The following is a 13,127-nucleotide window of genomic DNA, read 5'->3' as shown; positions in this document are numbered from 1 at the left end:
CGATGCGGCGGCGCTCTCCAACGCGCCACTTTCGCTGCCCGGTATGGACGCATAGCTCAGTTGGTAGAGCAGCTGACTCTTAATCAGCGGGTCCTTGGTTCGAGCCCAAGTGCGTCCACCATTCCTTTCAGCGAACAGAGCTTAAGCTCCCTCTCGTGTCTGGCATCACGCCGTTTCGGTATTGCCATTCGTCACCGCACGGCCCGTCTCGCCCCGCTCTCAGCGGACGGTGAAAAGCGCCCGAATGCAGCCGAAACCGGTGCGACTGTCTTGATGGCGTAACAGGAGCGGCCTATCAGTTGCGAATAAGTCGCAGAAAGCGAGAATCGTGAGAAGGGGATCCAGGAAGGACGTACCATGAGCTTCGCTTTCGCACCGCCCGCGCCTTCGGTTTCTGCAGCAACCTGGGCGATTGTTGAGGCTGCGCGCAGCTGGCGCATCGCACGCGATACCGGCCGGTCGATCCAGCCGGCGCTCTACGCCCGCCTCGAGGCGGCCGGCTGTGGACTGCTGGCGCCGGTAGTCGACGGGCTGCTGACCCTGTTCGAGGCGGGTTTCCGGCGCCCCTTTCAGGCCGGCAATCCATCCGATGACCGAATCACCGGCGACGAGCATCGGCTGATCGATCTGCTCGAGGGAAACGAAGCCGTGCCCGCAACCGATCAGTTCCGACCGGATCTTGCCGGCGCGATGCGAGTCGCGGTGCGATCGATCCGGATCATGCTGCGGGCGATGATCCGGCCGGAGACGAACCAGCTGGAGGCCTGACCAGCGACGGTGCGAAACTGTCCGGAGGGACTATCTCGCCGCGCGGCCCATTTCCCTATCCGCCCATGCGATGAAGTGCTTGATGTTGGGCGCGTCGGTATGCCCGCCATCATGCTGCCGCCAGGCCAGCTGACCATCGAGCATGTCGGTGTTGACCGGCGGCATCCGCGCGGTGCGATAATCGTTGCCGACGCCCAGATCCTTCGCCCCCAATAGCGTCCAGACCTGCCCCGCCGCGACCGTCGCCATGTAGCTGCCCTGCTGATCCAGCCAGTTGGCGTCGCCCTTTTCGGGGACGCCGTAGCTGATGAAGGTCAGCCGCGGCGCGCAGAGCGCGATTAGCTGATGGGCATCGACCGGGATGTCGTTGGCGGTCTTCGGCCCGAACCGCGCCTCCGCGGCGCCATATTTCAGGAAGTTGCCGGCCATCCAGTGATAGCCCCCGGTGCCGGTCAGATTCTCGACCTGCTCGCCGAAATTGCGGCGATGCGGCTTGGCCCCGCCCTCCCCCGACGACCCGACGAGCACCATCGCGAAGCGCTGGTCGAACGCCATGGTGACCAGAGCCGCCTTGCCCCAGCGCGATACACCTTCGATCCCGACATGCTTCGCATCGACCCCGGGAACTGTTTCGAGATAGTCGAGCGCGCGGCTGGCGCCCCAGCCCCAGGCGCGGAGCGCTCCCCAATCGTCCGGCTTGCGCGGCTGGCCCTTGTTGACCAGCCCGATGATGCCGCGGGTCAATCCTGCGCCATTGTCCGCCTGGATGGTGGCGGTATCGACCAGGGCCACGCCCCAGCCGGCACCGACCAACGCGCTGATCCGTTCGTCGCTCGGCGGCGCCGGGAAGAAGGGCGGCGGCTTGGCGAATTCGAATCCCGGATGCGCCTGGAAAACGGCCACAAGCGAAGGATCGCGCGCGATTAATGCTGCTTTGAGCGCCGAATCGATCCTAGCGGCTTCTTCCGGGCTGGGCTGGCTCGGCGCAGGATAGCGGGCGGGGCCGAACATCATGAGCACCGGCACTGGCGTGGTGCCATCAGCCGGCAGCACCAATGTTACCCTGATGCCCACATCGATCGCGGGGTAGGCACTGTTGTCGGCGCGTCCGATCAGCTGACGCGCCACCACCCGTTTGCCGCCGATCACCTCATTGTCCGTGCTGACGACCGACCAGTCGATCCGGGGAGCGTTGGCGGGCACGCGCCCGACCACTTCTCGCTCGAATGCCTCGACGATTTCGGGCCGGCGCTGCTTCCACCAGCCCTCGGCGGTCGTCACCTTCCGGCCATTGTTCAGGGTCAGCAGCTCGGGCCAGTCCGGATAGGGGTTGGCTTTGGCCGGATCATAATTGGCCGGGTTGGGGGCGTTGTTGTTGCCGCTGGGCCCCGGTCGCAATTTCAGGATACCCAGCTGGTCCAGCATGTTCCGATGGTCTTGCTCCGCCGTTAAGGCCGTTGTCCCAGCCTTTTGCGAGATGGCCGGCGCCGTCGCGATGATCGCACACAAGGATAGCAACGCGAGGCAGCGACCGGCGTTCGACAACGGAAATTTCATGGCGTCCCCTCGTCGTGGCGCGCTCTGGCGCCATCATCCTATATGATATACGCGCATTTTCGATGAGTGCCAGCCCGTCGGCTCGCGGAAGCGGAGAGTCTCTCCCCCTTTTCTCGGCGCCGCGTTAAGCGGGACAAAATCAGGAGGGATTTCATGCCGCTTTACGCCATCTACGGAAAACAGCCTGTGCTTGGCATCAATGTGTGGGTCGCCCCCAGCGCTGACGTGATTGGCGATACGCATCTCGCGGACGAATCCAGCGTGTGGTTCGGCGCAGTGATCCGGGCGGACAATACGCCGATAATAGTCGGCGCGCGCAGCAATATCCAGGAAAGTGCGATGTGCCACTCCGATCCGGGTGCGCCGCTGACGATCGGTGCCGATTGCACGATCGGCCACCATGCGATCCTCCATGGCTGCACGATCGGCGACAATGTGCTGATCGGGATGGGCGCGATCATCCTCAACCGCGCCGTAATCGGCAACGGCTGCATCGTCGGCGCCGGTGCGCTCGTTACCGAGGGCAAGGTCTTCGAGCCGAACAGCCTGATCGTCGGCAGCCCGGCCAAGGCGATCCGCACGCTGGACGAGCAGGCAGCGACGATGCTGAAGGCGTCCGCCCAGCATTATGTCGACAAGGGCAAGGCTTATGCGGCCGGGCTGACCAGGGTCGGCTAAGCCGCGGCGCGGCGCCGCTTATTGCGTCGGGTAGTTGGGCGCTTCGCGCGTGATCGTCACGTCATGGACATGGCTCTCGCGCAGGCCCGCGCCGGTGATCTGGATGAACCGCGCCCGCTTCTGTAATTCCTCGATGGTCGCCGAACCGGTATAGCCCATTGCTGCCCGCACACCGCCGACCAGCTGGTGGATCACGTCGCGCGCCGGGCCCTTATACGCCACTTGACCCTCGATCCCTTCAGGAACGAGCTTGAGCTGATCCTTGATGTCCTGCTGGAAATAGCGATCGGCCGAGCCGCGCGCCATCGCGCCGACCGAACCCATGCCGCGATAGGATTTGTAGGAGCGCCCCTGGTAGAGGAAGGTTTCGCCCGGCGCTTCTTCGGTGCCGGCAAGCAGCGATCCGATCATCACGGTCGAGGCTCCGGCGGCAATTGCCTTGGCCATGTCGCCCGAGGTGCGGATACCGCCATCGGCGATCACCGGGATGCCGGATTTCGCGCCTTCCTCGGCACAATCCATCACGGCGGTGAGCTGCGGCACGCCGACGCCGGCAACCACACGGGTGGTGCAGATCGATCCCGGTCCGATGCCGACCTTGATGCCGTCCGCGCCGGCATCGATCAGCGCGCGCGTCGCTGCCGCGGTCGCGACGTTGCCGGCGATCACCTGGACCGAATTGGACAGCCGCTTGACCCGCTCGACCGCGCGGGCGACGTCGATATTATGTCCGTGTGCGGTATCGATCACGATCAGGTCGAGCTCGGCATCGACCAGCGCCGCGGTCCGCTCGAAACCCTTGTCCCCGACCGTCGATGCGGCAGCGACGCGCAGCCGGCCCGTCGCATCCTTGGTGGCATTGGGATACATCACCGCCTTCTCGATATCCTTGACGGTGATCAGGCCGATGCAGCGATAGGCCTCGTCGACCACCAGCAGCTTTTCGATCCGGCGCTGATGGAGCAGGCGGCGCGCCTCTTCCTGGTTCACGCCCGGCGAAACGGTCGCGAGATTCTCGTGCGTCATCAACTCGGCGACCGGCTGGAGCGGATTGCCGGCGAAGCGGACGTCGCGGTTGGTGAGGATACCGACCAGCTTGCCGCCCTTTTCGGTGACCGGGATACCGCTGATCCGGTGGTGCGCCATCAGCGCCTGGGCCTCGGCGAGCGTCGCGTCCGGCGTGATGGTGATCGGGTTGACCACCATGCCCGATTCGTAGCGCTTCACCGCACGGACGGCGGCGACCTGCTCGTCGACCGTCATGTTCCGATGGAGCACGCCGATACCGCCCAGCTGTGCCATGACAATGGCCATGTCGGCCTCGGTCACGGTATCCATCGCGGCCGAGATCACCGGGATATTCAACGCGATGTCTCGGGTGAGATAGGTCGCGGTGTTCGTCTGGCTCGGCACGACGTCGGATTCCGCCGGATACAGCAGTACGTCGTCAAAGGTGAGACCGAGGCGAATGTCCATGGGATGCCAGCTTCCTGCGGGGGGCGAGTCGTGGCGGTCCATGTAACCAAAGGGCCCTCGCCGCGCTAGGGTGCGCGCCGACGGTGTCGCATTTCGCTATAACGGCTCCGCCAATCTGCTAATCTATCCGCATCGGCCGCACCCTTCGCGGCTCCTGTCGGGGGTTTTACACCATGACTCTCACGCTTGCCGGGCTGGTTCTGCTTGTCGTCATTTTCTATTTCATGATGAGTATCAAGGTAGTCCGCCAGGGCTATCAATACACGATCGAGCATTTCGGACGCTTCACTACTGTCGCGCGGCCAGGCCTCAACTTCTATCCAGCCTTTTTCTACCGGGTCGGTCGGCGCGTGAACATGATGGAGCAGGTGCTCGACATTCCGGGGCAGGAAATCATCACCAAGGACAATGCGATGGTCGCGGTCGACGGCGTCGTGTTCTTCCAGGTGCTCGACGCGGCCAAGGCAGCCTATGAGGTGAGCGACCTCTATCTCGCGATCATGCAGCTCTCGACGACCAATTTGCGGACCGTGATGGGCTCGATGGATCTGGACGAAACCCTGTCCAAGCGCGACGAGATCAACACCCGTCTGCTCCAGGTGGTCGATCAGGCGACCGAAGCCTGGGGCGTGAAGATCACGCGTGTCGAATTGAAGGACATCCGCCCGCCCGCCGATATCGTGAATGCGATGACCCGCCAGATGAAGGCGGAACGCGAGAAACGGGCGACGATCCTGGAATCCGAGGCTGCACGACAGAACGAGATCAACCGGGCCGAAGGCCTGAAGCAAGCGCAGATTCTCGAGGCCGAGGGCCGCAAGGAAGCTGCATTCCGTGACGCCGAAGCGCGCGAGCGCTCAGCCGAGGCCGAGGCGGCCGCAACCAAGATGGTGTCGGACGCAATCGCTGGGGGCAGCACCCAGGCGATCAACTATTTCATCGCGCAAAAATATGTCGAGGCGATCGGCATGTTCGCGACCTCGCCCAATGCCAAGACGATCCTGTTCCCGGTCGAAGCGACTCAGCTGATGGGCACGCTGGGTGGGATCGGGGAGCTCGCGCGTGAAGCCATCGGCGGCTCCGGCGGCACCAGTCCGGCAACGCCTCTCCCGCCAGCCCGGCCGCGCGGACCATTCGAGGGAGGCGCGGCATGACGTTTCTCGGCTTTTTCTGGAGCCACGGGGCGATCTGGCTTGCGGCGGCGCTGGGCCTGGCCATTGCCGAGCTGATCGCGCCCGGCTTTTTCCTGATCTTCCTCGCGGCCGGCGCCGGAATTACCGGCTTCGCGATCCTGTTCGTGCCGGGGCTGCCGGTGCTCGTCCAGGCACTCCTTTTCGCATTGTTCACGGCGGCGGCGGTCGGCCTCGGCCGGCGCTGGTACCAGCGTAGCGAAGTGCCGACCGAGGACCCGTTGCTGAACGACCGGGTCGCCCGCCTGATCGGGACCACCGCAGAGGTATGCGATGCGATCAGCGGCGGCGAAGGCCGGGTGAAGGTCGGCGACGGCGCCTGGAAAGCGCGCGGCCCGGACGCGCGCACGGGCTCGGTCGTCCGCATCGTTGGTGCATCGGGCAGTGTGTTGCTGGTCGAGCCCGCATAAGGTCTTCGCTTCGATTTAGCGAAGACGATCTCCACGGACCGCCTGATTCAATTCTTGCCGAACAGGCCCTTGGCGAAGCCGGCGATCTCATCCATCGGGTTGCCGTCGCCATCCTGATCGATCAGGCCGCCAACCTTGCCGAGCATGCCGGAGCCTTGCAGCAGGCCGGCAAACTGGCCGAGCGCCCCTTCCCCGCCGATATGACCGACGATCTGCTGAAGCACGTCCGTTGGAAGCCCGGTGGTGGCGGCCGCAGTGTCGACCGTATCGGTCGGCGCGCTATGCGCCTGGCCCAGTGCCACCACTGCGCTCTCGACCTGCGCGGGGCTCAAGCCCACTTTTTCCGCGAGGTTCTTGATGTCGACATTCTGGGTCACCTGTCCGAGCAATCCGTCGAGTATTCCCATGATATGGTCCTCCGGCCGTGCGACTGATGGCGCGGTCTATCACGGGGCCGGCAGCGGCGCGAGGTCGGGCAGCACGAAGGCGCGGCGGGCAGCCGGGCAGAACAGCAGATCACGGCTGTAGAAGCGGAGCGGCCAGTCGCGCTGACCCATCGGACTCGCCAGCAGCGCGTTGACCGAGTCCATCAGCGCCTCGTCCCGGGCGCGTCCCACGAGGTGAAGCCGTATTCCCGCCACGAACACATGGGTAATGGTGTCGTGATAACCCTGATGGTCATCGTTAACCCCACCGACACTCTCATTGTAGCGCCTGATGATTCCCGCGATCCGGGCATCGACATCGATGTCGCGCCGGTCACGGATCAGCCACAAAGTCGCGGCCAGATGCGCTTCATGAGTCCAGTCTGTCTTGGGAAGCGTGCACGCAAGAAGGCCCTCCCCGATCCGGCGGATCGAGACGGCGTCTGGAAAGGGGCGGTATGGCAGGTCAGTCATCGATCGGGCTTTCCTTGCCCGATCGATGACCGGGCGTTTCAGGCTGGTTCAGCGGTCCGGGGTGCTGCTTGGCGCACGCCCTCGTCGACATGCTCCGCGAATTGCGCGAAATTCTCGACGAACAGATCGACCAACCTGGCCGCTGTCGCGTCGTAATCGGCCTTGTTCGGCCAGGTTTCGCGCGGATCGAGGATTGCGCTGTCGACGCCCGGCACGCTGACCGGCACCTTGAAGCCGAAATTCGGATCGGTGCGGAACTCGGCGTTGTTCAGGCTGCCGTCGAGCGCCGCGTTGAGCAGCGCACGGGTCGCCTTGATTGGCATGCGCCGACCGATGCCGTATTTGCCGCCGGTCCAGCCGGTATTGACCAGCCAGCAATCCACCCCGCCCTTGGCGATCCGGCTCTTGAGCAGATTGCCGTACACCGACGGATGACGGGCCATGAACGGCGCGCCGAAACAGGTCGAGAAGGTCGCATCCGGCTCGGTCACGCCGATCTCGGTACCGGCGACGCGCGCGGTATAGCCCGAGAGGAAATGGTACATCGCCTGTTCGGGCGTCAGCTTCGAGATCGGGGGCAGCACGCCGTACGCGTCGGCCGTCAGCATCACGATGTTGTGCGGCACCGGCCCCATATTCTCTTCCGACGCATTCGGAATGAAGTCGATCGGATAAGCACCGCGGCTGTTCTCGGCGAGGCTGGCGTCATCGAGATCGAGCTGGCGCGTGACATTGTCCATCACGACATTCTCGAGCACCGTGCCGAAACGCTTGGTGACCGCGAAGATCTCCGGCTCGGCCTCGGCCGAGAGGCGGATCATCTTGGCGTAGCAGCCACCCTCGAAATTGAAGACCGCGGTGTCGGACCAGCCATGTTCGTCGTCACCGATCAGCGTACGGCTGGCATCGGCCGACAAGGTGGTCTTGCCCGTGCCGGACAGGCCGAAAAACACTGCAGTGTCACCCTTGGAACCGATATTCGCCGAGCAATGCATCGGCATGACGCCGGTCGGCGGCAGGAGGTAGTTGAGCAGGCTGAACACCGATTTCTTCATCTCGCCGGCGTAGCGCGTGCCACCGATCAGGATCAGCTTGTCCGTGAAGTTGACCGCAATGATCGTCTCGCTGCGGCAGCCATGACGCGCGGGATCAGCGCGGAAGGTAGGCAGATCGATGATGGTGTAGTCGGCCTCGAAGCCGCGCAGTTCGCTCTCTTCCGGGCGAACCAGCATGGTACGGATGAAGCTGTTGTGCCACGCCAGCTCGGTCACGACGCGAACGCGGACACGGTGCTCGGGCTGCGATCCGCCGAACAGGTCCTGGATGAACAGGTCTTCCTTGTCCTTCAGTTCCGCCAGGAAATCGGTCTTCAGCGCGGCGAAATGCTCCGGTGTCATCGCCTTGTTGCTCTTGCCCCACCAGACCGTATCCTCGGTCTCGGCGTCGCGGACGATGAACTTGTCCTGCGCGGAGCGACCAGTGTGCTGGCCGGTCTCGACGACGAGCGGACCTTCTGCGGAGAGCTTGCCCTCGCCGCGCGCGACCGCGGCCTCGATCAGGCGGGCCGTGACCAGGTTCCAATGCAGGGTAGCGCGTGTTTCAATGCCTTGCGCTTCGAGGCCTGCGTCTGGAATACGATCGCTCACGGTCGTTGCTCTCCTGAAATTTCGGCGTGCGGACCATGCCGCACTAGGTGCCGGATGCGATTCGCGCATATCGCCATGGACAGGTAAATGTCCAGTCGAGACAAGAGAACTGCGCGTTGAGTTGAGCGCGCTGACGGTTTGGACTACCTCTCCTGCCCAACAATACAAGGTTGCATGCCGATGACGGCTTCGATCGCGCTCGTCGATGACGACCGCAACATCCTGACTTCAGTGTCGATTGCCCTCCAGACAGAGGGATTCGTCACCCGGGTCTATTCCGATGGCGAGACGGCGCTGAAGGCACTGATCGACAATCCCCCCGATCTTGCCATCTTCGATATCAAGATGCCGCGGATGGACGGCCTCGAACTGCTGCGCCGGCTGCGCGAGAAGAGCATGACGCCGGTGATCTTCCTCACGTCGAAGGACGACGAACTTGACGAAGCGCTCGGCCTGGCGATGGGCGCCGACGATTATATCGCCAAGCCCTTCTCCCACCGACTGCTGATCGCGCGCATTCGCGCGATCCTGCGCCGGTCGGAACTCGCCGTCACAGGCGCGGCGGGCGAGGACGAGAATCCCGGCGGAACCCTTGTACGCGGGCGGCTGGCAATGGATACGGCGCGGCACCGCGTGACGTGGAACGGCGCCAGCGTGACGCTGACCGTCACCGAATTCCTCATCCTGGAAACGCTGGCGCAGCGCCCCGGCATCGTGAAGACGCGCAACCAGTTGATGGACGCAGCCTATCACGACGACATCTATGTCGACGATCGCACCATCGACAGCCATATCAAGCGCGTGCGTCGCAAGTTCAGGCAGATCGACCCGGAATTCGATGCCATAGAGACGCTATATGGCGCGGGTTACCGATTCTCCGAGGAATGACGACCGCGAGCTGACGCTTCGCTGGTCCGGCCAGGTATCGCTTACGCCGCGTATCCTGGCCGTGAACATCATCGCGCTGGCGTTGCTAGCGGGCGGGTTCTTCTATCTCGACAGCTATCGCAGCCGGCTGGTCGACAGCCGCGTGGCACAGGCGAGTCGCGAGGCCCGCCTGATCGCCGAGGCGATGGGCGCGGTGCCGCCCGAACGCCATAATATCCTGGCGCTCCGGCTCGCGCGCGACACCGGCGCCCGCATCCGGCTGTACGATGTGCAGGGCGCGCTGGTCACCGACACGCGGGCGCTGGGACTACGCAATTTCGTGCTTCAGGATCCCGACAAGCAGGATTGGCAGCAGAGCAGCGCAAGATTCCTCGATGCTGTGATCGATACCGTGGTCGGCGCACCCCGGGCCCCGCTGTACCGCGAACGGAGCGGCTGGCTGGAATGGCCCGACGTCCGTACCGCACGCAGCACCCAAAGCGCACCGGCGACGGTGTGGCGCGCGCCCGATCGCACGCCGGTGATCACGGCGGCAGCGGCATTGCCTACCGGCGGCGTGGTGATGACTACGCTCAACGCGCGCGACATCACTCAGACCGTTCGGGTCGAGCGCTTCCGGCTGAGCGTCGTGCTCGCCATCGTGTCGATCGTATCGGTACTGCTCTCGCTTTTCCTCGCGCGGACCATTGTGCGCCCGTTGCGGCGCCTTGCCCGCGCCGCGGTGCGCGTGCGGCTAGGTCGGGCGCGCGAGGTGGTGGTGCCTCGCCTGCCCTCGCGCCGCGACGAGGTGGGGATGCTCGCCCGCGCGCTCTCCGACATGAGCCTCGCGCTCAGGGCCCGGATCGACGCGACCGAGGCGTTCGCCGCCGATGTAACGCATGAAATGAAGAACCCCCTCGCCTCGCTGCGTTCGGCAGTGGAGGGGTTGGCGACGGTGCGCGATCCCGAACTGCAGGAGCGCCTGCTGGCGATCGTGCGCGATGACGTTCATCGGCTCGACCGGCTGATCACCGACATTTCGGAAGCCTCGCGGCTCGATGCGCAGCTCAGCCGCGCCAAGTTCGAGGAGGTCGATGTCGGCGCGATGATCGGCGCCCTGCTAGACCAGCGCGCCGCGCGCGGGATCGAGCGGGACATCCAGATCCGTTTCGATCACCGTGTCGATCAGCGCCTGGTCGCGATGGGTGAAGGCGCCCGGCTCGAACGCGTGTTCGAGAATCTGATCGACAATGCCGTTTCCTTTTCTCCCGATGGAGGGCTGATCGTGGTGACGGCGACGCAGGACGGCGAGGATTTGATCATATGGATCGAGGATGAGGGCCCCGGTGTGCCGGAAGAGGCGCGGGAACAGGTGTTCAGCCGCTTCCAGTCACTCCGCCCCGATGGCGAGGCGTTCGGCAAACATAGCGGGCTAGGCCTCGCCATCGCGCGGACCATCGTCGAGGGCCATCAGGGCATGATCGCCGTCGAATCCCGCGACGACCGGCTGAGCGGCGCGCGCTTCGTGGTACGGCTGCCGCTGGCGGATCGGCGATGAGCGAGACGATTCACGCCTCGACCATAGCCATCGGCGGCCATGCGGTGCTGATCGAGGGACCCTCGGGTGCGGGCAAGTCCGACCTCGCGCTGCGGCTGATCGATCGCGGCGCGGTGCTGGTGAGCGATGACTATACGGTGCTGAGCGCGTCGCAGGATATATTGCTCGCCAGCCCACCCGCCACGATCGCCGGCCAGATGGAGGTCCGGGGCATCGGCATCGTTTCAATGGCTCATGCCGCGCCGGTGCCGGTCGCCTTGCTGGTCCGCCTCGCCGATCGGGTGGAGCGCCTGCCCGAAGCCGAGTCGCGCTGTTTCGAAGGCGTGCCTGTTCCGGCGATCGCGCTCGATCCGCACGAGGCCTCGGCACCGATCAAGGTGGAATTGGCCCTCAGGCACCTGCTAGGGCACACGGCATGAAGCGGGACCCCAAGGATATATTGCTCGTCACCGGCATGTCGGGGGCGGGCAAGTCGACCGTACTGCGGACGCTCGAGGACCTCGGCTGGGAGGTCGTCGACAATCTGCCGCTGTTGCTGCTCGACCGGCTACTCAGCGCGCCCCTGCCCGAGGGCGCGGAACGATCGTCCCAGCCGCTGGCGCTCGGCATCGGCGCACGCACGCGCGATTTCGATCCGGAACGAATCGTCGAGCGCATCAAGAAGCTCCGTGAGGAACATGGTCATGACATCGGCACCCTGTTCCTGGACTGCTCGGGCGCGGAGCTGGAGCGGCGCTACTCGGAGACGCGCCGCCGCCATCCGTTGGCAATGGATCGTCCTGCGTCCGACGGCATCGCCCGCGAGCGCGAGTTGCTCGCCCCCCTCAGGCGCTGGGCGAACCGGCTGATCGACACGACCAACCTGTCGGCCAACGAACTGGCGCAGCAGGTCCGATCGACCTTTTCCGGCGAAGGATTGGGCGAGCCGACCGTTTCAGTGATGTCCTTCGGTTTCGCGCGCGGACTACCCCGCAACGCCGATCTGGTCTTCGACATGCGCTTCCTGCGCAATCCCCACTGGCGGGCGGACCTGCGCCCGGGAACAGGGCTGGACCCGGACGTCAGCGCTTATGTCGCGGACGACCCGGCCTATGACATGGCCATGTCGCAGATCGAATCGCTGCTGCTGGTCCTGCTGCCACGCTACCGGGCGGAGGGGAAATCCTATGTCACGATCGCTTTCGGGTGCACCGGCGGGCGGCACCGTTCCGTGCACGTGGCAGAGCGTGTTGCGGCACGGTTGCGCGACGAAGGATTTTCGCCCACGGTCGCGCACCGCGATCTCGCTGCCGCGCCCCAGGACTCGCTGGAGGGTGTGGCCGGGAGCGCCCAAGGGGACGGTCTTTCTGTGAATGAAACTGCCATGAAAGAGTCGGGGCTATGATCGGCCTGGTTCTGGTGACGCACGGACGCCTCGCCGAGGAGTTCGTGACCGCGATGGAGCATGTCGTCGGCAAGCAGGAACGGATCGCGACGATCGCGATCGGTCCCGATGACGACATGGAGGCCCGCCGGGCCGACATCGCCACGGCAATTGCCGAGGTCGATACCGGGCGCGGGGTCATCGTGCTGACCGACCTGTTCGGCGGCACGCCCTCCAACCTCGCCATTTCGCTGATGGAGCGTGGCCGGATCGAGGTGATCGCCGGCATCAACCTGCCGATGCTGATCCGCCTCGAATCGGCGCGCAAATCGATGAAGGTCGTCGACGCAGTCGCCGCCGCGCGAGAAGCTGGCCGCAAATATATTTCGGTCGCCTCCGAGGTCCTGGGCGAGGCTGCTGCTTGATGGCTGTCAGTCGTACGGTGCTCATCACCAACAAGCGGGGTCTGCACGCCCGGGCCAGCGCTAAGTTTGTCACCCTGGCATCAACCCAACCGGTCGAAGTCGCGGTGGAGAAGGACGGTGCCGGCAGCGTAACCGGTACGTCGATCATGGGCCTGATGATGCTGGGTGCCGCGATGGGCGATTCGATCATCATCAGTGCTGAAGGCGACGGCGCGGAACAGGCGGTCGGGGCGTTGTGCGAGCTCGTGGAAGCGAAATTCGGCGAAGACTAACCCCTCCCGACCCGCTTG

At 64.7% G+C, this 13,127-nt stretch carries 15 protein-coding genes and 1 tRNA gene; 11 read left to right on the top strand and 5 right to left on the bottom strand.

The window, feature by feature from the left end; all coding sequences use genetic code 11:
- The first annotated feature begins 45 nt into the window (after positions 1-45).
- Positions 46-121: transfer RNA gene (locus tag U1769_RS17270), tRNA-Lys, on the top strand.
- Positions 122-357: 236 nt separating this feature from the next.
- The gene (locus tag U1769_RS17265) at positions 358-768 is read left to right on the top strand and encodes a hypothetical protein (RefSeq protein ID WP_332718450.1); all 411 of its coding nucleotides are present in this window, start codon (positions 358-360) and stop codon (positions 766-768) included.
- 30 nt (positions 769-798) lie between these two features.
- On the opposite strand, the gene U1769_RS17260 is transcribed toward U1769_RS17265, so the two are convergent.
- Positions 799-2,193, bottom strand: a complete 1,395-nt coding sequence (locus U1769_RS17260; RefSeq protein ID WP_332718447.1) for a glucuronyl esterase domain-containing protein — start codon at positions 2,191-2,193, stop codon at positions 799-801.
- 285 nt (positions 2,194-2,478) lie between these two features.
- Here U1769_RS17260 and U1769_RS17255 point away from each other — a divergent pair, with 285 nt between their 5' ends.
- A complete protein-coding gene (locus tag U1769_RS17255; RefSeq protein ID WP_332718444.1) occupies positions 2,479-3,003 on the top strand; it encodes a gamma carbonic anhydrase family protein in 525 nt (174 codons plus the stop codon).
- An 18-nt stretch (positions 3,004-3,021) separates the two neighbouring features.
- On the opposite strand, the gene guaB is transcribed toward U1769_RS17255, so the two are convergent.
- Positions 3,022-4,479 carry an IMP dehydrogenase gene (guaB, locus tag U1769_RS17250; protein WP_332718442.1) on the bottom strand — a complete coding sequence of 486 codons (1,458 nt, stop codon included), beginning with the start codon at positions 4,477-4,479 and terminating at the stop codon, positions 3,022-3,024.
- 173 nt (positions 4,480-4,652) lie between these two features.
- Here guaB and U1769_RS17245 point away from each other — a divergent pair, with 173 nt between their 5' ends.
- A complete protein-coding gene (locus U1769_RS17245) occupies positions 4,653-5,633 on the top strand; it encodes an SPFH domain-containing protein (RefSeq protein ID WP_332718440.1) in 981 nt (326 codons plus the stop codon).
- On the top strand, positions 5,630-6,079 hold the full coding sequence (locus U1769_RS17240) for an NfeD family protein (protein ID WP_332718437.1): 450 nt from the start codon (positions 5,630-5,632) through the stop codon (positions 6,077-6,079). The genes U1769_RS17245 and U1769_RS17240 overlap by 4 nt, the downstream gene beginning before the upstream one ends.
- A gap of 47 nt (positions 6,080-6,126) precedes the next feature.
- On the opposite strand, the gene U1769_RS17235 is transcribed toward U1769_RS17240, so the two are convergent.
- The 3 genes from U1769_RS17235 to U1769_RS17225 are packed head-to-tail and all read right to left on the bottom strand — an operon-like array spanning position 6,127 to position 8,624.
- A complete protein-coding gene (locus U1769_RS17235; protein WP_332718435.1) occupies positions 6,127-6,486 on the bottom strand; it encodes a hypothetical protein in 360 nt (119 codons plus the stop codon).
- Positions 6,487-6,525: 39 nt separating this feature from the next.
- Entirely contained in the window at positions 6,526-6,978 is a 453-nt protein-coding gene (locus tag U1769_RS17230) for a hypothetical protein (protein ID WP_332718432.1), read from the bottom strand.
- Positions 6,979-7,016: 38 nt separating this feature from the next.
- Entirely contained in the window at positions 7,017-8,624 is a 1,608-nt protein-coding gene (locus U1769_RS17225; protein WP_332718429.1) for a phosphoenolpyruvate carboxykinase, read from the bottom strand.
- 180 nt (positions 8,625-8,804) lie between these two features.
- Here U1769_RS17225 and U1769_RS17220 point away from each other — a divergent pair, with 180 nt between their 5' ends.
- The 6 genes from U1769_RS17220 to U1769_RS17195 are packed head-to-tail and all read left to right on the top strand — an operon-like array spanning position 8,805 to position 13,109.
- Positions 8,805-9,512 carry a response regulator gene (locus tag U1769_RS17220; protein WP_332718426.1) on the top strand — a complete coding sequence of 236 codons (708 nt, stop codon included), beginning with the start codon at positions 8,805-8,807 and terminating at the stop codon, positions 9,510-9,512.
- Entirely contained in the window at positions 9,481-11,049 is a 1,569-nt protein-coding gene (locus U1769_RS17215; RefSeq protein ID WP_332718424.1) for a sensor histidine kinase, read from the top strand. The genes U1769_RS17220 and U1769_RS17215 overlap by 32 nt, the downstream gene beginning before the upstream one ends.
- Positions 11,046-11,468, top strand: a complete 423-nt coding sequence (locus U1769_RS17210; protein WP_332718422.1) for an HPr kinase/phosphorylase — start codon at positions 11,046-11,048, stop codon at positions 11,466-11,468. The genes U1769_RS17215 and U1769_RS17210 overlap by 4 nt, the downstream gene beginning before the upstream one ends.
- Positions 11,465-12,433, top strand: a complete 969-nt coding sequence (rapZ, locus tag U1769_RS17205) for an RNase adapter RapZ (RefSeq protein WP_332718420.1) — start codon at positions 11,465-11,467, stop codon at positions 12,431-12,433. Before U1769_RS17210 ends, rapZ begins: the two co-directional genes overlap by 4 nt.
- Positions 12,430-12,837 (top strand): PTS sugar transporter subunit IIA, encoded by a 408-nt coding sequence (locus tag U1769_RS17200; protein WP_332718418.1) that lies wholly within the window; start codon positions 12,430-12,432, stop codon positions 12,835-12,837. Before rapZ ends, U1769_RS17200 begins: the two co-directional genes overlap by 4 nt.
- Positions 12,837-13,109, top strand: a complete 273-nt coding sequence (locus tag U1769_RS17195) for an HPr family phosphocarrier protein (protein WP_332718416.1) — start codon at positions 12,837-12,839, stop codon at positions 13,107-13,109. The genes U1769_RS17200 and U1769_RS17195 overlap by 1 nt, the downstream gene beginning before the upstream one ends.
- Positions 13,110-13,127 lie beyond the last annotated feature (18 nt).

The organism is Parasphingomonas zepuensis, from assembly GCF_036663735.1.
Taxonomy (GTDB): Bacteria; Pseudomonadota; Alphaproteobacteria; order Sphingomonadales; family Sphingomonadaceae; genus Sphingomonas.
Note: the sequence above shows the minus strand (reverse complement) of the source record. Positions and strands in the feature narration are given on the sequence as shown.